Origin of the sequence: Paenibacillus monticola (assembly GCF_009664975.1) — a bacterium.
GTDB lineage: Bacteria > Bacillota > Bacilli > Paenibacillales > Paenibacillaceae > Paenibacillus_AQ > Paenibacillus_AQ monticola.
The window spans coordinates 1-22,614 of sequence record NZ_WJXB01000008.1 but is presented as its reverse complement, the minus strand read 5'-3'; the positions used below and the strand labels follow the sequence as shown (position 1 = coordinate 22,614).

Below are 22,614 nucleotides of genomic sequence, written 5' to 3'. Positions count from 1 at the left end.
GCCACTCTCAAGCTTCATATTCGCAAAAAGGATCGGGGATCTCAATTTGGTAAGCCTCAGCATCACTAACGCCCACAGATAGCACCGCCCGGCCATTCCCCGAACGAACCAATCCACCGCTAAAAACAACATCATTAAGGTCTGGCCGTTTGCCAGGACCGATGGGAAAGTCACCTCTTGTGGCAATAATCTTGATCGGAGTAGTCTCAAAGGTCTCAGGATTCAGCGAAAAAACCATGGAGTAATAGTGCTTTTGAGCATTATGATCCAGACAAGCTATATGCCCCAGAACGCCTATATGGCCATTGCTCAATAGATGGGCTTCGTTCGCTCCTCCCCACTCCTCAGACACAAATTGATCTTGTAGCACCTCTGCCTCAATGAAGGTCTGCTCATTTAACTCATCAAGCGAAGGGATGATGGTAAAACCAATCTGCCCTCTCCCACCTCGTACACCCTGCGGTCTTGTGAATACCCCTACTCGTCCATCCCCAAGCTCGATTAGTCGTATATCCTTCATCGTACCCGGCCCAGACGAGAAGTGAATTAAGGAATCAATCTCGAATCCGCGATAAAATTGAGTAACCCATGACACAATCTTATCCGGATTATCAGTGTCCGTAATAACTTCGACTCCACCCACAATTAATTCACCCTTAATGAGGGTCATACATGGATCTTGCAGGTTGTATGTATGTGTATGTATACGGGGGCTCCACACCTCATCCTCACAGGTGAAAAAGAAGACTTGAGAGAACTCGCTATCCCGCTCTTCAACTCTGCCTAGGATGACTTCCTCCCCGCTATATTGAAACGGGGCTGTTATATTATAGACATCCCGGTTTCCAACTCCGGAGAAGGTTAGCTTCTTCACCGTCGTTTCGCGCAGGTTCGCAAAAAATGTGTCCAAAAGCTGCTCACAGGTTGCCGGCTTCAGTAGATTCGTTGTCATTGTTGTCCTCCTGACGATCGCCTGTTTCCTCTATTGTACAATCACTATCTTCATCCGCTTCGACTCTAATGAGCTCCCCTGGCTGAACATCAAAATATAAACAAAGCTTCAGCAGCAAATCACGGGGATATTGTACCATCTCATTTTTATACATCCGACGCACGGAATCGAAATGATAATTAACATCTTTCGCAAGTTTTCTTATGGATAGTTTTGGATCATGATTCAACATGACCTCATTCAGTTTACTCTTTATTACTGGCATACTTGCACCTCCAACATCAATATATATATAGAATACAAGAGAGTCAATGAAATTGACAAGAAAAAACGGTCATGATATAGTAATAAAAGGAAAACAATTGCATTTTTATCAAAAATTTTAAACAAAACCTTTCCCTAGAAAATAAAGTCCTCTTTATTTTCTTTTTTTTCTCCAAAAAATGGATTCATAGGGAGGCTCTTTGAATGGATAACATAAGTTGCAATCGTAATATCGTTTTTTTGGGCACCAGTCTGCCAAGAGAATGTGGCATTGCTACGTTCACACAAGATTTATTAGATCAATTCGCACAGATTAAGGGCTTCAACCAACCGCGTATTATTGCTATCAATAACAACAATGCATCCTATCACTATGGGGAACAAGTCCTTAGAGAGATTGACCAGGAAAATCAGGCGGATTATACAGAAACTGCCCAATATCTCAACTCTTCAAACGTGGATCTGCTTGTTATCCAGCATGAATTCGGTATTTATGGGGGCGAAAGCGGCGAGTATTTAATTCCATTCATTGAGAAACTCCGTATTCCCTATATCGCCATTTTCCATACCGTGTTAACAAAACCATCTGTCAAACAACGCTTTATCATTAATAAAGTTGCGGAACTCGCTGTTAAAGTTGTAACAATGGCGCAGTCTACCGTCAAGGACTTGACCTCTATTTATGGAATTGACACCCAAAAAATTGCCTTCATCCATCATGGCGTGCCTTATGTCCAAAGCGAATCCAGAGCAAAACTTAAAGAACAATATGGCTTTGCAGATCGTAAGATCTTGTCCACTTTTGGCTTTTTAAGTCCTGGCAAGGGAATTGAGTACGGCATTGAGGCCATGCGCGGAGTAGTCAAACAGCATCCCGAGGCTCTCTATATCATTTGGGGCAAAACACATCCGGTTGTCAAACTGGAAACCGGCGAGGTATATAGACAAAAACTGATTGATCTCGTGGAAGAATTGGATCTGCAGCAGAACGTTCTCTTCGTCGACAAGCTATTGACACAAGAAGAAGTCATTCATTCACTTGTCATGTCAGATATCTATATGACTCCTTATCTAGGTAAAGATCAGGCCGTTAGTGGTACTTTGGCATATGGAGTAGGTTATGGACGGGTCATTATTTCCACTCCTTACCGATATGCTGAGGAAATGCTGGCCGAAGGCAGAGGATTGCTGGCACAATTTCGTGACTCCATTTCCCTAGAAGCTTGTATCCTACAATTACTGAATAACCCTGCTATAGTGAAGGAAATGGAAGCCCGTACGCTTGAACTGGGAAAAACCATGATGTGGAGTGAAATTGCCAAAACCTATGCTGCTCTGTTTCAGGAAAAAATCGCGATCTCCGAGTTAGCCAATAGGAGCGTGATTTAATGAAAACCCCAACGATTCAACAGTTCAGATCCGATTATCTATACAGAATAACCGATGATACTGGAATTTTTCAGCATACGAAATTTGGCGTTGCTGACCGTTCCAAGGGCTACACCACAGATGATAATGCCCGGGCTTTAATCGCAGCCGTTCTGTTATATAGCCGTACCCAGGATTCAGCGGCGCTGGACCTGATTCATACTTATATTTCTTTCATCCATCACGCACAGAATACTGCTGGGAACTTCAGAAATTTCATGGATTATAACCGTTCCTTCATGGAGGATAATGGCTCTGAGGATTGCCAAGGACGCACGTTATGGGCGCTAGGATTCGCACTCTCACATGCAGACTCCCTGCCTGATAATTTAATGAACACCTGCCGTTACTTAATTAACCAAGCCTTACCGCATCTTGAAGCGCTTGTCTCTCCCCGTGCTCGTGCCTATGCTCTTGTCGGCCTAAGTTATTTGATAGAGACGCCTGATGCCTTAAGTTATGCTTTTCCATACCGCCACAAGACAAATACAGCGGAAGAACAAGCCTTCCTGCCCAAAGCATTTATCCTCAGCCTAATCGAGAATATTGCAGTCCGTCTGCACGAATCCTATAGCCGCAACAAAGGGAAGGGTTGGAATTGGTTCGAAGACAGCCTTACGTACGGAAATTCGATGCTGCCTTGGGCTCTCTTAAAGGCCTTCCGCATTTCAGGCAACGTTCTATTGAAGGACACTGCCAAGGAAAGCTTGGACTTTCTAGCATCGCAGACCTTTTCTATAGAAGGATATTATAAGCCGATTGGCAGCCATGGCTGGTTGCTAAGAGATGGAGAAGCCGCTCCTTATGATGAACAGCCGATTGAAGCCTGCGAAATGCTGCTTGCTTGCCAAGAAGCCGCCATTGTTCTCCAAGATCCTGCTTACCTGAAGCAGGCTGAGTTATGCTACAAATGGTATCTAGGACATAACTCTTTGAATATTTCTCTAATTGATCCACAAACCGGCGCTTGTTATGACGGCATCCATTCGACAGGATTGAACCTTAATCAAGGTTCGGAAAGTATCATTTCCTACTCTATTGCCCATTTGGTGATGCATCATGAATAGATTCGCTACCATCCTAGCTGGCGGGGGCGGAACACGCTTCTGGCCATTGTCCAGACAAGAAACACCGAAACAGCTACTCAATATCAGCGGCAACGATATTATGTTAAACGATACGATCGAACGCTTCAAAGGGATTATCCCTCAGGAGAATACGGTTATCGTGACAAATCGTTCTCAGGCCGTATTAATGGAGAGCATCATGCATAGCAGTGTGTCCAGAAAAAACATACTGATCGAACCTGTGGCGCGAAATACGGCAGCAAGCATCCTGTTCGCGGCATTCTCCATTGATAAGGCGCACGGTGACTCTTTAATGGTTGTCTTGCCTTCCGATCATTATATAACTGATGAGGACCAATTCCGTCTGACGCTGGATGAAGCCTGCACGGTTGCCATGGAGTCAGACAAAATTGTAACGATCGGCATTAAGCCTACCTTCCCCTCAACAGGATACGGCTATATCGCCTTTGATAAAGAACCTCTTTCTACGAATCCTGTCGCCATCTATGAGGTTGCGGAATTTGTGGAGAAACCGAGCTTCAAGAAAGCGCAGGGTTATCTCACATCAGGCAACTATTTATGGAATAGCGGGATCTTCATTTGGAAAACATCTGTGGTTATCGATAATTTCAAGCGTTACCTGCCTCGTCTGTATAAGACTATGCTGCCAATCAGGGATTGCTTGGGTACTGAACAGGAAGAAGAAGTGATTAACCAGATTTATCCAACGCTGCAAAGCATTTCGATTGATTATGGTATCCTGGAACGTTCTGATGATGTCGTTGTGCTGTCTGGTCAATTTGGCTGGAATGATATCGGCAGTTGGGATGCACTGGGGGCAATCTTCCCTCCGGATGAAGCAGGCAACATTATCAAAGCGAATCATGTGGGTATCGATACACATAATTCGATCATCTACGGAAACGGCCGACTGATTACAACCTTTGGCGTAGATGGGTTTATTATTGCAGACACCGAGGATGCACTCTTGATTTGCCCCAAGGACAAGGCGCAGTCTGTTAAGGAGATCGTCGATCTGCTGAAGGAACGTGGAATGACCGAATATATTTAAGGCATAAATAAGTTGAACTTAAGATTTTCCTAAATCGGTTTTAATCGTACCTGCGGTGAATGTTTGGACTTCCGGCCGCTGTTGTCTCCAGATTTCTTGATTTATTCCGCTCTTTGCGGATGAAATCCGGAGACAAAGGCGGTCGCTATCGCTCCTACAGTTCCAAAATTCCCCTCCGTTACTTTTACCTTTTCTTAAGTTTTTAGTTCAACTTATCTAGAAATAAAAAAACAGATCATCGCGGTTACGCTAATGATCTGTTTTTTTACGTCCAGGCCCACAGAAACCCATCCCGATCCCAAGCAATCTTGCCGCCATGCAGCTTTCGGAAAACCTTCTTCACATCTTTGGATAGCGAAGCATTGCCATTCTCATTCACAAATACAAATTGCTCCCCGAAATTCTCCTTAACATATTCAATCGCGGCCGTCTGATACAAAGTGCCGGTAAAGCGAATCTCCTTAACCATCCATTCTGCTACTTCTTGTGCAGTTACTTCCATTACGATACGTCTCCTTTTATTGCGCTCTAAAATGTTTCCTCATTATAACATGAATACAGCCCGATTCGGAAAACGACCGAATCGGGCTGTATAGTAATCTACCTCGGACTGTAGCTAGTCCTTAGGCCTGATATGTATTATTTCTTGCTTGACGAGGCTTCTGTGCTCCATATACTAATGATTATACAAAATCATCTTGGCTTTAGATATACATTTTTTTCGTATTTAGACATAATAATTGTATATCTCCCAGCCTATTTCGACCTATAATTGCACTGCCTCATCTTCCTCTTGGCGTGACACCGCTGGTACAAACGGAGGCAACCCCTCCTTGCTCATCGCGGCCGCAGGCTCCAGACCCAAACAATGGCACATTAGCGGAGCGAGCCGCAGCTGGGGCAGCGCTTGCACCTCTTTTTCCGGTGACAGCACACCGTCTCCAAACGTATATAATGGCACATGCCGCTCTGCAGGAGTAACTCCCCCGTGATAACCGCTCAAGGTCATTCCATGATCTGCCGTGACCAGAATTTTATAGCCCTGCTCCATCCACAACGGTAATACAGTCGCAAGCAAACCGTCTACTTTACGTACAGAATATTCGTATTCCTTGCTCTCCCCGCCATAATGATGTCCAGCATCATCAATGTTCATGGAGTGGATATACAAAAAATGCGGATCAAACGCTTGCCGTAAATACTCGGCATCTGCAAACACATGACTGTCCGGGTATTGATCCTCAAAATAAAAGCTGCCATGCTGAATCGGCTTAGTTACATTGTGCTGATGACGATCCGTAAACGGATTGAATGGCGCAGAACTGTACAGCTCACTGACCCAATGATAAGCAGCCGCGGCTGTGCGCAGATTGGCGGCAACGGCCAGATGGAAGACGCTCTGTTCATGGCTCAGCCTAACGATATGATTCGCCGTGATGCCGTTCTTCGCCACTGGTGTGCCTGTCAACAACACTTCATAAAGAGGGCGTGACAGGCTGGGCAATTCCGACTGGACTTTATAACATGATAATATCCCCTGCTCCACGAGATGCTCCATATAGCCCATATATTTACGGGCTGCATCATATCTGAGTCCGTCCAACACTACAACGATGAGCTTGTTCGTTATTTCCGTCATTGTTGTCCTGCCTCCTCTACTTTATTAAATATATTTATGCGCCTTCTCGTTCTAGATGCAGCAACTGTGAAGGGTCCAGAACCAAGGTAACTTTATCTTGTTCTCCTATTCGCAGAAAGCGCCCATCATTCAGAGAATCGACAGTCAACAAGATGCCTGCTGTATCGACTGTATAACGGATAATATTGCCCAGTACAGACACCGAATGAATGATTCCACTCACCAAAACTTTACCGTCTGCTACATCCAGGTAACCTTCGCCCTCCAGCAACAGGGATACTGCTTCTGGGCGAATGGCGAAGCTTTCGGAGGTACTCTCCACTCCGCGGAACAACGCCATAACTTCGCTTCGGGTCAAAACATTATAGCTGCCCATGAAGCGGGCGACGAACTCCGTACGCGGCGCTGTATACAACCCCTCCGGTGAGCCATCCTGAACAATCCGTCCGCCATTCATAATGCAGATCCGGTCGGAGAGAATGAGTGCTTCTTCCTGATCATGGGTGACGAATACCGTCGTCATGTTCAACCGCTTCTGAATATCACGGATTTCCGTCCGCAGGTTCTTGCGGATCTTGGCATCCAGTGCGCTTAACGGTTCATCAAGCAGCAGTACCTTAGGCTGGACTGCCAGCGAGCGGGCTAGTGCGACACGCTGCTGTTGCCCACCCGAGAGCGACTGTGGATAATCATCCCGTTTAGCTTCCAGATCGACCATTGCCAGCAGTTCCTCACAGCGGTTGCGGCGTGCGGTCTTGGATAACCCGCGCATTTTCATCCCATACTCAATATTCTGGCTCACACTCAGATTGGGAAACAGTGCATAGGATTGGAACACCATCCCCACCTCTCTGTTGCGGGGAGGAAGCTTCGCCAAATCCTTGTTCTCCAGAACAATCCTGCCCCCATCAAGCTCCGTAAGGCCTGCAATACAGCGGAGCAGCGTACTTTTTCCGCAGCCGGAAGGCCCGAGCAGCGTCACTAACTCTCCTTCACGAATCTCCAAATCCACATCGTCCAGTACACATGAATTCCCGAACATTTTGCGCACACTCTGCAGCTTCAAATAATCCTTCATCCCTGCACCCCTCCCCCCATTTTTTTACCAAGCTTCATTAGTACCATTGACAGGACCAGAATAAATACAAAATAGGAGATGGCAATCGCACTCGCCAAATGTCCGCTTTCTCCAACGCGTTGATACAAATACACTTGGATGGTCTTAATATGACCGCCGACCAGCATGTTGGTAAGCACAAATTCACCAAACAGGACGGAGAACGATAACAGTGTAGAGACGATAACCCCCGGCCAAATATTAGGCAGAATTACATTTACAAAAGCCGTTCTACGGCGGGCACCCAGCAGTTCAGCTGCATTCAGCAGTTCTACCGCAGAAACTGTTAACAGACTGTTGCGGATGCCTTGATACATATAGGGGAGAATGACTACAAAATAAGCGCCGATCAGCAGATAGGCCGTTCCGGCAATATTCAGCGGTCCCGAGGAATAGGTACGAATAAGCCCAACTGCGGCGACTACGCCCGGCACGGCATAGGGCAGCACAACAATGCCTTTCATAAAGCTCTCCCAGCGCGGAAAATAGAGGGTAATCACAAAGACAGCCGGCAGCATCACGGCCAGACTTAGCGCCACACTGATAAAGCATAAATAGAGCGACGTCCACAACGCCTCCAGAAAGCGGATATCCTTGAACATTTCGCTGAACCAATTCAGCGTCCAGCTCTTAGGCAGCAAACTATTTTGCCAGTCCTGCGCAAAGGCATACAGACCAGTGGCTAGCAGGGGAAGCAATAAATAAACCATCAGCAGCAGTATAAAGGTACGCGGTGCAAAGCCCGCTTTTCGTGTATTCATGGTTACATCTCCTCTCTGGCCGCAGGCCGGAGGCGCTGCACAGTATTGCCTTTGGGCTGCGGTTTCCCGAGCAGACCGCTGCCGCCGAATCGCTGTGCGCGCCGAAGCATCCGGTGATTGAGATACACAGCCAGCAGGGTTGTCAGCGCAAGCAGAATAGCAAGCGTGCTGCCCATCTGCGGCTGAGTGACGACATCACCGGCGACCAGCGATCCAATTCTTACGGCGAGCAAATTATAATTGCCGCCAACCAGTGCATACGCCGTTGCATAAGCGCCCATCGCATTGGCGAACAGAATGCCAAGTGTGCCGAAGATGGCCGGAGCCAGAATCGGCAGGCCGATGGTTTTCCAAAACTGCCAAGGTCCTGCCCCCAACAAGGAGGCGGCTTCTCTCCACTGCTCTCTAATCCCATAAAACGATGGATACAAGAGCAACAACGCTAGGGGAACCTGAAAATATACATAGACCAGTATCAGCCCCGACCAGCTGTACAGGTTGAAATCCGAGAACACACTCCAGCCCCACTGTTTGAACAACAGCGTAAACACGCCATTATTCCCCAGCAAAATAATATAAGCGAAGGCCAGTGGAACTCCTGCAAAATTCGAGGTCATATTGGACAGCATCAATAGTCGGTCCCGCACAGCTGGAGTAAAACGGGTGATGCAATAGGCGCATACCAACCCAATCACTATTCCGAGTAGACTGGAGGAAATGGAGATCAGCAGGCTGTTCTTGATCGCCTGCATATAATAGGCGCTCTGCAGCGCATGCAAATAATTCCCCAGCGTAAAACCTGTTCCGTCCTCGTTGCGAAAGCTGCTTGTCAGCATAGACAATATAGGTACAAGCTGAAACGCCAGCACCATCAGTGCGAATGGGATTAGTGCTAGAATCACGCCGCGTTTTCTCTGTTTCATCTTGGTTTCGCTCCTTACATGGAAATAAAAAGCGGGCGCTTCATCGCAAACCTGACGAAGGCGCCCCAATATTTACAATTCACTTCATTTAGAAATAACTAGTTCAAGTGGACAAGTACACGCTCCTGCCACAGCTGTGGAATGCTCTTGGCTGTTTCTTCCCAAACCTTATAATCACCAACAGGCTTAGCGTTGACATATTCATCTGCTGGCAGTAATTTTGCAGCCACATCGTCCGGCAGAATAACGCTATCACGGATAGGACGGGCATATCCTTTAGCCAGATTAATCTGTCCGGCATCGCTGAGGATGTATTCCCGGGTCAACTTAGCGGCATTAGGATGTGGAGCCCATTTGTTGATGATCGTTGCATAACCACTCACAACACTGCCTTCCTTCGGAATAGCAACGTTGAAACCATCCTTGTTGATCTGGTCTCTGTAGTTCAGTGCGTTGAAATCCCATAACAGCGTTACTTCAACTTCACCCTTTTCAATATTGGCAGGCGAAGCTTCGGCATTGGAGAGACGACCCTTTTTTGCTAAATCCTCAAAAAAAGCAATTCCCGGTTCAATGTTCGACTCATCGCCACCAAAGGCAATCGCTGCAGCCAACACGGCCATCTGCGCTTGTGCTGCTTTGGTTACATCGCCAACAATAATTTTGTAGTTGCCATTCTTCAGATCTTCCCAACTTTGGGGTGGGTCGGCGACAATTTTAGTGTTAGTTAAAAAGGCAATAGTACCTTGATAGCCGACAATCCATTGTCCATCCTTGTCCTTAGCCCAAGCTGGAATTTCGTCCCAGTAGGAGGTTTTGTAAGGCTGCGTTACCCCTTTATCTACCGCAACGGGTCCAAAAGCGATCCCAACATCGCCGATATCTGCGGTTGGCTTATCTTTTTCTGCATCGAACTTGGCAACTTCCTCTGCGCTCGACATATCTGTATCTGCATGTGTAACTCCATATTTCCCAGTAATATCAGTCCATGTATCCTTCCAATTGGCCCAAGTATCCGGCATACCTACGCTGACCACGCTGCCTTCTTTCTTGGCTGCAGCTTCAAGCTCAGGCAGGCTTAACTCTTTAACCCCCGCATTTCCGTTCGTGTTATCAGCATTGGCTTCCGAATTTGCACAAGCAGCAAGCAACAGGACGAGCAAGGACAGCATTAAACCCAGCAACCATTGTTTCTTGATCCCTTTTTTCATGATTTCCCTTTCACTCCTATTTCTTTATTTGCGGGCTTCTCTCTATTCCAAGCTGTTCTCTACCCTCCTGCAGTATAGAGGGCTACTATTTCCGTGGCATTAAACCAGATAGGCACATTTGTAAAAGACTGGTTAACTCTCAAGTCTACTCTTGAACCAATCCAGCATCTCCGGAAATACTTCATCTAAATAATTCATAGTACAGTGCTCTCCATCTTCAAAGTATCGAAGTGTCTTTTCACCCTTAGCCCAGCTCATGATTTTATCTGCGTGAGTTCTGGGCGAGGGCATCACTTCGTCTTTTCCTGCATGATAAAATAACAAGGGCGAGCGAAGAGCAGGTTCTTGTGCAATATCATAATCAAAGGACTGAACAGCCTCTTCCAGCGTTTCGCAGCCCGTCATATACGTAACCCCTCGCTGCCAAATGGGATTGAGTCGTTGAAGTCCATGAAGTCCGCCGATATAGGTCAATCCGCTGTTGCCAACCGTGCACTTCACCCGGGGATCATGCGCAGCTGCGACAGGTGCTAAATAACCGCCTAAGCTGAAACCTACCAAACCTATTCGGTTCATATCGATTTCACAAAGCTGCTGCTGCTCGAACCAGTCCATAATCGCCGATACCGATTTATGATATTCCCGGGCATCAAACTTCAACTCTTTCCAGAGTTCACCTTGACCCGGTCCATCAAATGTAAAAAAATTAAACCCCTGCTGGTTAAATAGCGAACCAAAGTGATGCCCTTCCGCTTCCTTAATATTGTCCATGCCATTCACGAAAATGATCAGAGGTTGGTTGGGAGTGCTTGATCTCCTTAAATAACCTGGAATCCTCACACCATTGAACGGTATCTCGACTCTTAGCGGTCGATCTGTCTCATTATATAAAGAGATTGCTTTACGATAGCTCATTCTCGCTTTTTCCTGCGTTCTTTCTTTTTGCTGGCTATCGATAAAGAAGATATGTTGACCCGCATGATAGCAGGCAACAGCCTCATGAAATAAGGCTCTGGCCGTACACAGGTTGCCCTCCGCCAAAGCAAATTCTGCTTTTTTGTATACAACATCGCCTTCCATTGTCCATTCCCTGCACCATTGCTGCCAATGTGCGACTCTAGCCACTACCCTTCTCAATCTCCCGTAATCCGTTCCAAATAACAGGAATCTTCCGTACCATTTGTGATAAACCCTCTTCTCGCTAAAAATAAACCGGAATGCGAATCTTTCTTGCCAAGACAGCTTTACCATCACGATCTCCACCTCTCTGAATGAAATTTTCGTTGCTATAATTATAATAGCTATAACAACTATTTATGCAAGAAGAAACGGCTTCGCCGTCCTTTTATGGACGGTACCCGCTTCTTCGAGAAATATAAGGATAAGTTATCGTGTGAAACCTATAAAGTCTTATATTTCAAAAAAAATCACTCGGCATTCTTGCATATCTTCTCTAATACCTTCTGGAACATTACAAGTTCCTCATCCGAAATGCCTTCTCTAAATTGTTCATTGAACAATTGAACATCGGGAATAAGATCGCTAAACATCTCTTTTCCTGAATCGGTGAGATAAATGCAATAGCTCCTTCTATCTTTATCATGTTCCTCGCGTGCAATATATCCCTTCTTGGAGAGCACATCCAGTATACGAGTCACATTGGTTTTGTCTTTAAAGGTTCTTAGGGCAATTTCGCTTTGAATTAATCCAGGTTCAGCATAGAGCACATTTAGTACTGTCCATTGTTCAAAAGTAAGATCATAACCCTTTTCCATAAAAACGCCAAGCAGCTTTCTTTTAATTAAGACCTCGCCTTTAATAATGGCATATCCAATCAACTCGGTATGTTCATAAGGTTTCTCCAAAACAATCACACATCCTCAACATAGTTGTTACATCTATGATAGTTGCAACAACTATCATCGTCAAGGATCTTTCATCTAATTATTACCCCTAATACCTTCCTACCTTCTTCGCGCCCCCACACTGACCACGCCATATCTGTACAACACTCTTTTGCCGAACCAGCCGAACAGCCGGTCTGTGAAGAAGCCCATAAATCCAAGGCAAAAGAGGCCAACAAAGATCCAATCCGTGCGAAAGAACAAACGTGAGTTCCAGATCAGATATCCTACACCTTCGTTGGAAGCGATCATTTCTGCGCCGATAATAGCCATGTAGGAGGTACCCATCGCCAGCCGTACACCTGTGAAAATATAAGGGATGGTAGCCGGAACGATCACATGCAGCAGGATTTGCCACTCATTCGCCCCCATGCTGCGGGCTGAGCGGATTTTGTCCTCCTCCACCGACATTACACCTGTTAAAGTATTCAGCACCACGATAAAAAAGGTCGCGTACATAATCAGCGCAATCTTCGACTGCTCACCGATCCCGAACCAGACCAGAAACAGTGTGATGAAGGCAATGGGCGGAATAAAGCGGATAAAGTTCAGGAACGGCTCGGCAAAGATCCGGATCACATTTACTTTTCCGATGATAAGCCCCACTGGAATGGCGACTAGACTGCCTAGAACCCAGCCTATCAGCACGCGGTAAAAGCTTATGCCGATATATTGCAGCAAGGTGCCATCCTCCAGCAGTTCTTGCCCACCCTTCAGAGTACTCCAGGGTCCGGGAATAACATCTACACCGTAGATAAATGCTCCGAGCTGCCAAATGCCAAGGATGGCAATCCACAATAAGGATACGGAAATCCATTTCTTCTCGATCCATTTCATCATATATCCCACCTAATCCTGTTCTTCAAAATGTCGCTGAATCTGGTTGTATAGCGAGTAGAACTCCGGCGAGGCTACATCCCGAGGATAGGTCAGCGTGTTCTCATAAATGTCGGTGATATTGGAGGAAGGGCCTACAGACATAATGCCAATGCGCTCTCCCAGCAGCAGGGCTTCCTGAATATCATGGGTCACGAAAATAACCGTATTATGTGTCTCCCGCCAAATATTCACCAGCTCCTTCTGCATCGTTCGGCGGGTCATCGCATCCAAAGCTCCAAACGGTTCGTCCATCAGCAGAATGGCCGGTTCATTCGCCAGCACCCGTGCCAGCTGGACACGCTGCTTCATGCCTCCCGATAGCTCCTTGGGGAACTTTTCTTCATGCCCATTCAGCCCTACAAGTGCGATATAGCGGTCTGAGATACTGCGCCGCTCCGTTTTCGCTGTCTTCTTCATCCGCAGACCAAACTCCACATTCTCACGAACAGTCAACCAAGGAAACAAAGAAGAGTCTGCCTGCTGAAAAACAACCGCCCTATCTCTGCCCGGCTTATTCACCTCAACATTATCCACCCGCAGGTTGCCGCCGGATTTGGAAACAAAGCCGGCGATCATATTCAGCAGCGTCGATTTTCCGCAGCCGCTCGGGCCCAGCAGCACGAAGAATTCTCCGCCTTTAATGACAAGGTTTACGTCTTTAATAATGTAATGAAGCTCTCCGGCTGCTGGCTCACTGTAGCTTTTGCGGAGCTGCTCGATATGAATCGTATTCTGCTTGGCAGGTAAAGACATGTTAAGACACCTCCTGAAAGTTTTGTGAGTATAGACATCTTGGAATAGCATCGTACAAAACTCGCTTCGTAAGCATACGCATAGTTTTGTGTGCATACTTTCATAAACTATTTCTCGTACGTAACTGCCTCTGGCAGCGCCTGCTTCAGCGGCTCCAGACTCAGCTTACTGCCCAGATCGAAATCATTTTCAATAATGCCGGTATCGACCATATATTTCTTTTGATTGGCCAAACTGTCATAGGCCGCCTGTGTAAATCCAACTTTCCAAGGGTTAGTCGGCAAGTCCTTCAGCGTAGATTCCTTCGGCTGCTTCACTTCTTTGAACATAATGTCAGCAGCCTCATCCGGATTGGCCTGGGCATAGGTAGCCGCTTCATCAACCGCCGCGAGGAAATTGGCGATCCCCTCAGGATTCTGCTTCGCAAAATCATTGGATGTCACAATTCCCATGCCTAGCCGAACCGTCGTCTTAGACATGTCCGTAAGTTCATGCACCCCTTCAAGGGCATTCAGCTTATCACTAAGCGCAGAACCACTAAACCAAGCTGCGTCCACATCGCCTTGCTTTAGGGCGATATAGGCTTCATCAAAAGCTCCTTGTCCCGTCAAGATCACATCACCAAGGGCAATATGGTTCTCCTTCAAATATTCGTCCCACAGGTAGGGCAGAAATGTGCCCCGCATAAAGCTTAAGTTCTTGCCCTTCAAATCCTCCGGCTGCTGAATAGCATCCCTAACGAACAATTTCCACGTTGCAGCTGCTGCATCTGTTGCCAGACCGGCTGAGGCAATAATAGAATAATCCCCTTTGGCTACTGCATTCAGTACAGGGAAATCAGCACCATAAGCAACATCCACTTGTTTAATGAATAGTGCATTTACACCTTCCGCAGGTGTACCAAAGTTTATTAATTCAGCATCAATCCCATGTTTGGCAAAAATCCCTTTGTCCACAGCCACACGAAACGTCGCATTCGTATTGATATCAGCAATTTTGATCTTCAAAGTCGCTGGTTTGTCACCCGTTGTTCCTTCAGACGCAACTGCGTCTCCTTTGGAGCTGCAGCCTGACAAGAGCAGGACTAGTGATAGGGATAAGAGCAGAAAACCTGAACCAAACCATGATTTTTTCAAGTGTACGCACCTCTTTATAATAGAATAGTCTACTTGGCTGTCCGGCTGCTGCTCTCATCTGTAGTGGCTACGCAAGCAGCACCATCCATGAACGGTAGGGTAGTTGCAACGCTCACTATAGAATCTGAGCCCTTTGGCGCTGCCCCCGGTACTCGGAAGCTGGATACATCTATCGGCTCGATGGCGATTTCCTCTGGCTTATTAAGCTGTGGTATCCATTCATACGGCACACGATAGGAACGGTAGACCATATTCGTATTTCTCCGGTTGGTATATGGTGAAATATATTCCCAGACCAGCTCATGCTCAGGCGTAACTTCAAATAGTCGGCCATTAGAACCTTCGGTAATGAGCGTATTACCATTAAATAGGCGTTGTGCGGAGCTGATATAAGGACTGTAGAATTTATATGAATCGGTCGGAACAGAAAACCCGGCCTCGGCAGCGGTATACTGCCATTCGATTTCCAGCGTCACCGGGTTAATCTCCAGAATCCGTGAGTGGTCGCGGAGCGCATTCTTTTGTCCAATGGGTGAGGAAGGATTGGGAAGGCCATAACCGCCCCAGCCGCCGTTATCAAACACGAGCAAATTACCTGCTCCTGGCAAGCCCTGCGGAATAATGTGCGCGTGATGTTGGCCGATAATCCAGTCAATATGCTTCACTTCCGGCAGTGAATAGTCTGGTCCAAGTCTCCAGACGATGGCACCACTGCTCTTTTCTGTAATGGCGATGATGTTCGCTTCCCGGGCATCCCAGATAATGTTATCCGGATGGAAACGCTGGTCGCCTGCATCATAAAATTTATTAGGACCCACATAAGAGGCCGAGTTAATATGCAGCCAATCGCCAACCCCGCCGCCAAGATCCCCGAAGGACCGCGTGTTCGGATCACGAAACAGCACGTTTTTGGCCGCTTCATCAAAGCCCAGTTCGGCAAAATGGTCACTGGCGGCCCACTCCCAAACTATCTTCCCTTCCCAATCCACCTCGATAATGGTGTCGTCTAACAGCTGTTTGTCAGAGATTTCGTGGTTATAGAGGTTCTTGTGAGCCAGGATAAGGGTCTTTCCACTATCCACCTTCGGCTCAAGCCCTGGTGCGTAGTAACCTACCGGATTGCCTTCCCGCTGATAATCATGATGCTGACGTGCGTACCATAACGGCTCATAGCCCGGGTCCTCGATATGCTCGTAGCTATTATATTTCCAGACGATATTACCGTCCCAATCGACCTGTACCAAGTCTACATTATCTTGAATGCCGAACTTGGGATCTCGTCTGCCCGTGCTTCCCAGCACATAACCACCCGGGAGTATTTTGGCAGGAAAGCCGATCAAGCCTTTCCACAGATGTACCTCTTTGCCGTTCATATCGATCAAGACGACGCCTTCATCTCCTGCCTGATATACGGTGTACCCACTCCAAGCCTTACCCTTGTTATATAGTGTTGCTCCTGTTGGATAAACGGTTGAATGTCCCATTGATTCATGTCTCCTCTGCTCTTTTAGTAGCTTAGATAATTACTCTTCTTCGTGCTTCCCTGCGGCTTCTGTTCAGGAGCTGACGGGATGAAGGTTTCAGCATTCTGCTGCACCAGTTCCAAAAGAGCATCCGAGAAGCCCTCCAGATTGCTGATGATCCGCTCATAGAAGCGGCTTTGCAGAGCCAGTTCCTCCTCCGTAAAACCCTCGAACAGAAGCGTAATACATCGGGCCCCGATGTTGCCGTTTCGTTCATACATTTCCCGGCCCTTATCCGTAATGTCCAGCAACACCGTCCTACGGTCATCCTCTTTGCGCCTGCGCACCGTATATCCGCCTGCCTCCAGCTTGTCGCTTATTGCGGTGATAGCACCAGAGGTGAAATCCAGTTGCTCCGCCAAAGAACCCAGCTTCTGCTCACCTTCACGGATGATTTTGTGTAGAATCAGCATCCCCGGCAATGTTATCCCCTCCACCGAAACCCGATCCCGTTCCTTCACGAACCTTCGGACCATTTTGCGAAACAACCAATCCGCCTGCTCCAACTGCTCCCAGTGTTCCTCGCTCATCTATTCCTCCGCATTTCCGCCTCTGTCCGAACACAAAAAGACTCCCGGCACATCATCCTCTCTTAGGAAATGTGCGGGAGCCTTTGGCTGTCCAATCGGCTCAATATATTATTTTACTGTTCATTTAATTAGTGGTGAAGTATTTGTGATATCATATACCCCTTTAATCATACCTGTCAAGTATGTTTTAATAAGGCAATAAAAAAGATACCCTCGAAGGATGTCTTCTGTTGCTTTAGCTTTTCTAAGATAACGTAATCACGTATGCCATAAACTGATAGGCATTGTCCTTCAGGACCGATGTGGAGGTTAAGAGCTTCTTGCCCGAAGGGCTCCAGCGCAGCTTGTCTGAGGCCTGCATATCGTTGGAAATCGGAGTTTGCTCTCCTGTCTCTACTTCGGTGATAAACAACCGGTTCTCGTTGCCATTCTCGGAAGTGGTAGTATAGGCTATCTTACTGCCGTCGGGAGACCAGCTGGTGCCGAACACTTGCGTGCCGGAAGCCAGTGTGGAAAGTTCATTGCCTGCGGTATCGCAGAGGGACAGCGTCATTTCCGTAGGTGCAGTCCGCTTCACCAGCGCCAGCTTAGCCCCGTCCGGTGAAGGGATGGCCCACATGACCCCTTTAGCAATAACTTCCGATTGTTTAGTTCCCGTATCATAGGCGATCAGTTGGCTGTCCTCATGGGCAATGTAATAGATGATCGAACCCGCTTGCACCACGTTATGCACATAACCCACTCCGGTCTTGACTGCAATCTCACTCTTACCGGTCACATCGGCTCTAACAATATTACCTTCCATATTCGGAAAAATAACATGCTCGTTATCCGCCCACTCGCCCTCTGTAGTCATGAATTCCGCATCACCTGTCTTTACGGACACACCAGTCTCCATATCCATAATGTAGCCGATCCCCGTAGCCTCATACACCTCTTTATAGAACACATGTTTCTTGTCAGGCGACAGCAGCGCGAAACCAAGGCTCTGCTCGCCTTCCTTCAGCGGTGTTTCCTTGCCGGAGGCCAAGTCACGCAGATAGAAATTATGCGGATAACGCTGCTGACCTTCAACAGTGACCGGGGTCTGTTCTTTGTTTTCTTTGTCCACAACCAGCATGTCCTCACTAACCCAATCCATTCCCCGCACGCCCTCCAGCTTATCAATGCTCGTAAGTTTGAGCTTCGTATAGACGGATTGGGTAGTGTTATCCATCACGGTGATCTTTTTCCCCGACTGCTCAATGACTTTCCGGGCTTCTGTCTCTCCAGTGCCGCAAGCAGCAATGGACAGCAAGCTAACTGTACTAAGCAGAATTAGCACTGTTTTGCCGAGCTTATTGTTAATGATCTTCTGCATGAATGCTGTCCCCTCTCGAAATCACATTGTACACCACTGCTTCGGAAGCTGATTTATTGCTCCAAGCATACTAGAGGAATATTTCCAAACCATCACAGGATGTTTCCAAGTTGTAAACATTGGCGCACATCTACCGTTAAAGCCGATACATCTCCTCAGGATATCGCCGGAAAAGATAGCTGGAACGCCGATCCTTCCCCTTCTGTCTCCAATAGAGCAATACTTCCATTCTGCTTCTCCACCAGATTGCGCACCAGTGACAGACCTAAGCCCGTGCCCCCGGATTGTCTGGACCGGTCCCGGTTGACCGTGTAGAACGGCTCAAATATTTTGTCCCTTGCTTCCTCGGGAATGCCAATACCGGAATCTCGAATAGTCAGCCATACCCGGCCTTCTCTGGTTTCACAATGAATATGAATCGTCCCTTCCGGGACATTGTATTTGATCGCATTATCCAGCAGATTGATAAAAATATGCATAAAGCTTTCTCGATCAATCCAGATATGAGCAAGCTCCACATCGAGGGTAATGACCAGGCCGTACCGTTCTGCCTTGCCGCTCATGCGTCCACAAATATCACGCAGGGCTTCCGACACCTCCAGCAACTCTGCCTGTGACTCAAAATCATATTTCTCCAGCGCAGTTAGCTCTAGTACCTTCTCGACCATTTCGTACAGTCGTTGTGTTTCTTTGGCAATGTTGACCTTGGCATCCAGCAGCAGCTTGGGATCATCATCATACATATTAAGCAGATCCACATAGGCTTTAATGGCGGTCAGCGGTGTTTTGAATTCATGGCTGATGTTGCCGATATACTGCTTCTGCTGCTGTTCCAGCGCCTGCAGCTTATTCACAGCCAGCTGCAATTTACGCTGCTCCTCATCCTTGGCTGCGATATTGGTCTCAATTTCCTTACTCATGAAGTAGATGCCTTCAGCCAGCTCTCCCAGTTCATCCTTACGCCGAAACGGAGGGGCTGCGATATAATTGGCACGGCGAATATCCTCCGCCGCTTTCTTTAGCCGTCTAATCGCTGCTGCCGCTCGGTTGAAATACAAATATCCAAGGATAAAGCTAAGGACTAGCACGGCAATCCCCGTACTCAGGAACAAATTCTGCAATGTTCGCTGAAAGCTTTGGGAGCTTTTCAGTGAATATTGTAATTGGACTACCCCCATCTGCTCATCCGGCCCCTGCAGCGGCGCTAAATATAAGAGCGATTCTCCCACACTCTCATAAGCAATTTTATTCTGCAGTGCATAGGCTAGCACTTCCTTCACATCCGGAGTGCCGGACCCCGGATTGCCTTGAATCGAGGAACCCACCAGCAGTCCCGACGCATCATAAAGTGTCACCTCAAGTCCGGTGAATCCAGCCAGTTCTATCGCCAGCTCTCGGCCCCGCTGCTGCATGAACGCCTGCGGCTCCAGACGCACACCTGTATAAAAAGTCTGCTTCACCCGCAGATTGACGGTTTTAACATGCTGGGCCAGATACCCTTCCGTCTGGGTCAGCTGATTCCGCTCCACTCCGCGCAGAACGACATAACTTAACACGCTTACAGCCAGAATCAGCAGCACTGCCAGAAACAGGCTGAATTTCAGTTTTATACTCACTCTCATGAATAATTCCTCGCCTCCGGCACAGCCTTGTATCCAATACCATAAACGGTTTGCAGTATATTTTGGTACGGATCACCCAGTTTTTTACGCAGGCGCTGCATATGGATATCCACCGTACGTGTACCTCCTGCATAATCCATATCCCATACCTGCTCCAACAGTTCATCCCGCATATACACACGCTGAGGATGGGATAGCAATAGTAGCAGAAGATCGAACTCCTTCGGGGTTAATTCCAGCAACACTTCGCCAAGCTGAGCCGTGCGATGATCCGGGTGAACCCGCAGCTCGCCATATTGGATAAGCTCTGTCTTGACCTCGCCTGTATTCTTATCCAGCCTGCGCAGCAACGCCTTTACGCGGGCCAGCAGCTCGCGGATTTCGAATGGCTTGGTCATATAATCATCCGCTCCAAGCTCCAAACCGACGATTTTATCGACAATATCATTCTTAACGGTCAGCAGAATAATTCCAATATCATCGCGATGCTCCAGCTTCCGGCAGACATCGTAGCCGCTCATCTTGGGCATCATCACATCCAATACCATGACGTTCGGATGAAAAGTCAGCGCCTTGCTGAGTGCCTCTTCGCCGTCACCGGCTGTATCCACTTCATATCCTTCACGCCGGAGTGCATAAGCAATTGCGCTTACGATACCCGGCTCATCATCGACTACCAGTACTTTTTTACTCATCAGTGGTTCACCTTTTCACTTGGGATTTAGGTTGTATCCTCTTGAGTGTAGTATAGCGTTGTTTGCGTATCAGGCCAAAGAATTGAATCTTTAGGTTATTTTAAAGTGCGCTTAAGGTTGTTATCAGGTTGCTCCTTTAGAATGAATTTTAGCAAGAGATCTACAACACATCCATTAACGGTATTTCAAAACAAGAAAAGAGGATTTCAATGAATATAAAACGCGTGATGATTGTCGGAACCATGGTTGTTGCCATGTCCTTCGGAGGGATTAACTGGAACAATACTACTGCAAACGCAAGCCCGGTCGCCAAATGGTCAACAACAGGTGTTGCAGATAAAGATGAATTACTGGAGGGCCTAAAACAAGTGTCAGACGAAGAGTTATATGAAGCTTTATATGATGGCAAGTCGCTGCATGATATTGCTGCAGACAATGATGGTAATATTGGAAGTGTGATTAATTTGCAAATTTCTCAGCTCACCAAGCAGCTCGATTTGCGACTAGCTAAAGGAAATATTACAGCACAACAATATACCGCACACAAAGCAGAGTTGAGAGAGATCGTTACTCAGAGCACCTTTACCACCTTTGGCTAACAGAGATGCATATTACAAACAGCCTCTATATAACACCAAAAACCCCGGCCTATATGGAGGCCACTGAAAAAGTCCTTCAGGATCTCAAATAGACATTCTCCTCATTTTTTTGAGGAGAATGTCTATTTTTTTCGGTATACTTAAAGTATCAAATCAAAGGCTGGTGGTCTCCATGCTCCCTGAGCAGCAGAATTTTATCTTGAGCCCGTATATCGAACTTTACAATATACTGATTCCTAAGGATAACTTGCTACGGCGAATGGACGAGCTGGTGGACTTTAGCTTTGTTTATGAGAAACTGAACGAAACCTATTGCCACGATAACGGTCGAACCGCGGTGGACCCGGTCCGAATGTTTAAATATCTACTGCTCAAATCCATCTTTGACTTGTCCGACGTCGATCTGGTGGAACGCTCTAAAACCGACCTGTCGTTCAAGTTTTTCCTACATATGGCTCCGGAGGAAGGGGTCATTGACCCCAGTCTGTTGACCAAGTTTCGCAAGCTGCGACTGAAAGATATGAAGTTACTCGATCTGCTCATTGGCAAAACAGTGGAATTCGCCATTGAAAAAGGCGTCATTCGCAGTAAAACCATTATTGTGGACTCGACTCATACCAAAGCGCGCTATACCCAAAAGACCCCGCAAGAAGTGCTTCGAGAACGCTCCAAAAAGGTACGTAAAGTGATCTACAGTATAGAAGAGTCAATGAAAAATGTTTTTCCGTCCAAGCCGGCTACGGATGTCCTTGAGGATGAAATCGAATATTGCCAGCGGTTGGTTGCGGTGATTGAGCAGGATGGACGGTTTACGGGACTTCCCAAGGTAAGCGAGCCTTTAAACCTGCTGAAAGAAACGGTCGCCGATGATGTGGAGCATCTACAAACCTCGACCGATCCGGATGCCAAAGTGGGACACAAAAGTGCAGACTCTTCTTTTTTCGGATACAAAACCCATATCGCCATGAGTGAAGAACGAATTATTACAGCAGCGACGGTTACGACGGGCGAACAAAATGACGGGAAACAGCTCCAAACGCTGATTGAAAAAAGTAAGGCTACAGGAATGCAGGTTGAAACCGTAATTGGAGATACGGCCTATTCGGAAAAAGACAATCTGTCCTACAGTGCTCAAAACGAAATCGAGCTCGTCTCCAAATTAAACCCTTTGATTACGCA

Annotated in this window: 23 protein-coding genes; 5 read left to right on the top strand and 18 right to left on the bottom strand. The window is 47.1% G+C overall.

Annotated features, from left to right (window positions below):
- Positions 1–7: 7 nt before the first annotated feature.
- Positions 8–952, bottom strand: a complete 945-nt coding sequence (locus GJB61_RS19980; protein WP_154120800.1) for a DUF1861 family protein — start codon at positions 950–952, stop codon at positions 8–10.
- The gene (locus GJB61_RS19975; RefSeq protein WP_229522096.1) at positions 918–1,217 is read right to left on the bottom strand and encodes a helix-turn-helix domain-containing protein; all 300 of its coding nucleotides are present in this window, start codon (positions 1,215–1,217) and stop codon (positions 918–920) included. The genes GJB61_RS19980 and GJB61_RS19975 overlap by 35 nt, the downstream gene beginning before the upstream one ends.
- A gap of 203 nt (positions 1,218–1,420) precedes the next feature.
- Between GJB61_RS19975 and GJB61_RS19970 the strand changes: the two genes are divergently transcribed.
- From GJB61_RS19970 to GJB61_RS19960, 3 genes are read left to right on the top strand one after another with little or no spacing between them, the layout of a single operon-like run.
- A complete protein-coding gene (locus GJB61_RS19970) occupies positions 1,421–2,605 on the top strand; it encodes a glycosyltransferase family 4 protein (protein ID WP_154120799.1) in 1,185 nt (394 codons plus the stop codon).
- Entirely contained in the window at positions 2,605–3,711 is a 1,107-nt protein-coding gene (locus GJB61_RS19965) for a glycosyltransferase (RefSeq protein ID WP_154120798.1), read from the top strand. The genes GJB61_RS19970 and GJB61_RS19965 overlap by 1 nt, the downstream gene beginning before the upstream one ends.
- Positions 3,704–4,783 carry a mannose-1-phosphate guanylyltransferase gene (locus tag GJB61_RS19960; RefSeq protein WP_154120797.1) on the top strand — a complete coding sequence of 360 codons (1,080 nt, stop codon included), beginning with the start codon at positions 3,704–3,706 and terminating at the stop codon, positions 4,781–4,783. Before GJB61_RS19965 ends, GJB61_RS19960 begins: the two co-directional genes overlap by 8 nt.
- A gap of 265 nt (positions 4,784–5,048) precedes the next feature.
- Here GJB61_RS19960 and GJB61_RS19955 read toward each other — a convergent pair whose 3' ends face one another.
- From GJB61_RS19955 to GJB61_RS19880, 16 genes are all read right to left on the bottom strand, one after another.
- Positions 5,049–5,285, bottom strand: a complete 237-nt coding sequence (locus tag GJB61_RS19955) for a DUF6953 family protein (protein ID WP_154120796.1) — start codon at positions 5,283–5,285, stop codon at positions 5,049–5,051.
- A 264-nt stretch (positions 5,286–5,549) separates the two neighbouring features.
- Entirely contained in the window at positions 5,550–6,422 is an 873-nt protein-coding gene (locus GJB61_RS19950; protein WP_154120795.1) for an alkaline phosphatase family protein, read from the bottom strand.
- 34 nt (positions 6,423–6,456) lie between these two features.
- Positions 6,457–7,500, bottom strand: coding sequence for an ABC transporter ATP-binding protein (locus GJB61_RS19945; protein ID WP_154120794.1), 1,044 nt, complete (start codon positions 7,498–7,500; stop codon positions 6,457–6,459).
- Complete coding sequence (locus GJB61_RS19940; RefSeq protein WP_154120793.1) at positions 7,497–8,300, bottom strand: ABC transporter permease; 804 nt, start codon at positions 8,298–8,300, stop codon at positions 7,497–7,499. The genes GJB61_RS19945 and GJB61_RS19940 overlap by 4 nt, the downstream gene beginning before the upstream one ends.
- Positions 8,301–8,302: 2 nt before the next feature.
- The gene (locus GJB61_RS19935; protein ID WP_154120792.1) at positions 8,303–9,223 is read right to left on the bottom strand and encodes an ABC transporter permease; all 921 of its coding nucleotides are present in this window, start codon (positions 9,221–9,223) and stop codon (positions 8,303–8,305) included.
- A gap of 98 nt (positions 9,224–9,321) precedes the next feature.
- Complete coding sequence (locus GJB61_RS19930; protein ID WP_154120791.1) at positions 9,322–10,434, bottom strand: ABC transporter substrate-binding protein; 1,113 nt, start codon at positions 10,432–10,434, stop codon at positions 9,322–9,324.
- 132 nt (positions 10,435–10,566) lie between these two features.
- On the bottom strand, positions 10,567–11,559 hold the full coding sequence (locus tag GJB61_RS19925; RefSeq protein WP_338115978.1) for an alpha/beta hydrolase family protein: 993 nt from the start codon (positions 11,557–11,559) through the stop codon (positions 10,567–10,569).
- Positions 11,560–11,861: 302 nt separating this feature from the next.
- Positions 11,862–12,299 carry a MarR family winged helix-turn-helix transcriptional regulator gene (locus tag GJB61_RS19920; RefSeq protein WP_154120789.1) on the bottom strand — a complete coding sequence of 146 codons (438 nt, stop codon included), beginning with the start codon at positions 12,297–12,299 and terminating at the stop codon, positions 11,862–11,864.
- A 99-nt stretch (positions 12,300–12,398) separates the two neighbouring features.
- Positions 12,399–13,175 (bottom strand): ABC transporter permease, encoded by a 777-nt coding sequence (locus GJB61_RS19915; RefSeq protein WP_154120940.1) that lies wholly within the window; start codon positions 13,173–13,175, stop codon positions 12,399–12,401.
- 12 nt (positions 13,176–13,187) lie between these two features.
- Positions 13,188–13,970: an ABC transporter ATP-binding protein gene (locus GJB61_RS19910; protein ID WP_154120788.1), complete on the bottom strand. Its 783-nt coding sequence runs from the start codon at positions 13,968–13,970 to the stop codon at positions 13,188–13,190.
- A gap of 107 nt (positions 13,971–14,077) precedes the next feature.
- The gene (locus tag GJB61_RS19905) at positions 14,078–15,106 is read right to left on the bottom strand and encodes an ABC transporter substrate-binding protein (protein WP_154120787.1); all 1,029 of its coding nucleotides are present in this window, start codon (positions 15,104–15,106) and stop codon (positions 14,078–14,080) included.
- Between the two features lie 29 nt (positions 15,107–15,135).
- Entirely contained in the window at positions 15,136–16,590 is a 1,455-nt protein-coding gene (locus tag GJB61_RS19900) for an aryl-sulfate sulfotransferase (protein WP_154120786.1), read from the bottom strand.
- Between the two features lie 23 nt (positions 16,591–16,613).
- The gene (locus GJB61_RS19895; protein ID WP_154120785.1) at positions 16,614–17,159 is read right to left on the bottom strand and encodes a MarR family winged helix-turn-helix transcriptional regulator; all 546 of its coding nucleotides are present in this window, start codon (positions 17,157–17,159) and stop codon (positions 16,614–16,616) included.
- A 244-nt stretch (positions 17,160–17,403) separates the two neighbouring features.
- On the bottom strand, positions 17,404–18,519 hold the full coding sequence (locus tag GJB61_RS19890) for a PD40 domain-containing protein (protein WP_154120784.1): 1,116 nt from the start codon (positions 18,517–18,519) through the stop codon (positions 17,404–17,406).
- Positions 18,520–18,674: 155 nt separating this feature from the next.
- A complete protein-coding gene (locus GJB61_RS19885; RefSeq protein ID WP_154120783.1) occupies positions 18,675–20,141 on the bottom strand; it encodes a sensor histidine kinase in 1,467 nt (488 codons plus the stop codon).
- A complete protein-coding gene (locus tag GJB61_RS19880) occupies positions 20,138–20,836 on the bottom strand; it encodes a response regulator transcription factor (protein ID WP_154120782.1) in 699 nt (232 codons plus the stop codon). Before GJB61_RS19880 ends, GJB61_RS19885 begins: the two co-directional genes overlap by 4 nt.
- A gap of 209 nt (positions 20,837–21,045) precedes the next feature.
- Here GJB61_RS19880 and GJB61_RS19875 point away from each other — a divergent pair, with 209 nt between their 5' ends.
- Both GJB61_RS19875 and GJB61_RS19870 read left to right on the top strand, forming a co-directional pair.
- The gene (locus GJB61_RS19875; RefSeq protein ID WP_154120781.1) at positions 21,046–21,435 is read left to right on the top strand and encodes a hypothetical protein; all 390 of its coding nucleotides are present in this window, start codon (positions 21,046–21,048) and stop codon (positions 21,433–21,435) included.
- 172 nt (positions 21,436–21,607) lie between these two features.
- Positions 21,608–22,614, top strand: a 1,007-nt coding sequence (locus GJB61_RS19870) for a transposase (protein WP_154120939.1), incomplete at its 3' end; no start/stop codon positions are given.

Excerpts from the sequence above, each read along its gene's own strand:
- GJB61_RS19965 (WP_154120798.1), top strand. The coding sequence starts at position 2,605 with ATGAAAACCCCAACGATTCAACAGTTCAGATCCGATTATCTATACAGA.
- GJB61_RS19940 (WP_154120793.1), bottom strand. The coding sequence starts at position 8,300 with ATGAATACACGAAAAGCGGGCTTTGCACCGCGTACCTTTATACTGCTG.
- GJB61_RS19970 (WP_154120799.1), top strand. The coding sequence starts at position 1,421 with ATGGATAACATAAGTTGCAATCGTAATATCGTTTTTTTGGGCACCAGT.
- GJB61_RS19880 (WP_154120782.1), bottom strand. The coding sequence starts at position 20,836 with ATGAGTAAAAAAGTACTGGTAGTCGATGATGAGCCGGGTATCGTAAGC.
- GJB61_RS19910 (WP_154120788.1), bottom strand. The coding sequence starts at position 13,970 with ATGTCTTTACCTGCCAAGCAGAATACGATTCATATCGAGCAGCTCCGC.
- GJB61_RS19935 (WP_154120792.1), bottom strand. The coding sequence starts at position 9,223 with ATGAAACAGAGAAAACGCGGCGTGATTCTAGCACTAATCCCATTCGCA.
- GJB61_RS19930 (WP_154120791.1), bottom strand. The coding sequence starts at position 10,434 with ATGAAAAAAGGGATCAAGAAACAATGGTTGCTGGGTTTAATGCTGTCC.
- GJB61_RS19950 (WP_154120795.1), bottom strand. The coding sequence starts at position 6,422 with ATGACGGAAATAACGAACAAGCTCATCGTTGTAGTGTTGGACGGACTC.
- GJB61_RS19895 (WP_154120785.1), bottom strand. The coding sequence starts at position 17,159 with ATGAGCGAGGAACACTGGGAGCAGTTGGAGCAGGCGGATTGGTTGTTT.
- GJB61_RS19885 (WP_154120783.1), bottom strand. The coding sequence starts at position 20,141 with ATGAGAGTGAGTATAAAACTGAAATTCAGCCTGTTTCTGGCAGTGCTG.
- GJB61_RS19975 (WP_229522096.1), bottom strand. The coding sequence starts at position 1,217 with ATGCCAGTAATAAAGAGTAAACTGAATGAGGTCATGTTGAATCATGAT.
- GJB61_RS19875 (WP_154120781.1), top strand. The coding sequence starts at position 21,046 with ATGAATATAAAACGCGTGATGATTGTCGGAACCATGGTTGTTGCCATG.
- GJB61_RS19980 (WP_154120800.1), bottom strand. The coding sequence starts at position 952 with ATGACAACGAATCTACTGAAGCCGGCAACCTGTGAGCAGCTTTTGGAC.
- GJB61_RS19915 (WP_154120940.1), bottom strand. The coding sequence starts at position 13,175 with ATGAAATGGATCGAGAAGAAATGGATTTCCGTATCCTTATTGTGGATT.
- GJB61_RS19960 (WP_154120797.1), top strand. The coding sequence starts at position 3,704 with ATGAATAGATTCGCTACCATCCTAGCTGGCGGGGGCGGAACACGCTTC.
- GJB61_RS19945 (WP_154120794.1), bottom strand. The coding sequence starts at position 7,500 with ATGAAGGATTATTTGAAGCTGCAGAGTGTGCGCAAAATGTTCGGGAAT.
- GJB61_RS19890 (WP_154120784.1), bottom strand. The coding sequence starts at position 18,519 with ATGCAGAAGATCATTAACAATAAGCTCGGCAAAACAGTGCTAATTCTG.
- GJB61_RS19900 (WP_154120786.1), bottom strand. The coding sequence starts at position 16,590 with ATGGGACATTCAACCGTTTATCCAACAGGAGCAACACTATATAACAAG.
- GJB61_RS19955 (WP_154120796.1), bottom strand. The coding sequence starts at position 5,285 with ATGGAAGTAACTGCACAAGAAGTAGCAGAATGGATGGTTAAGGAGATT.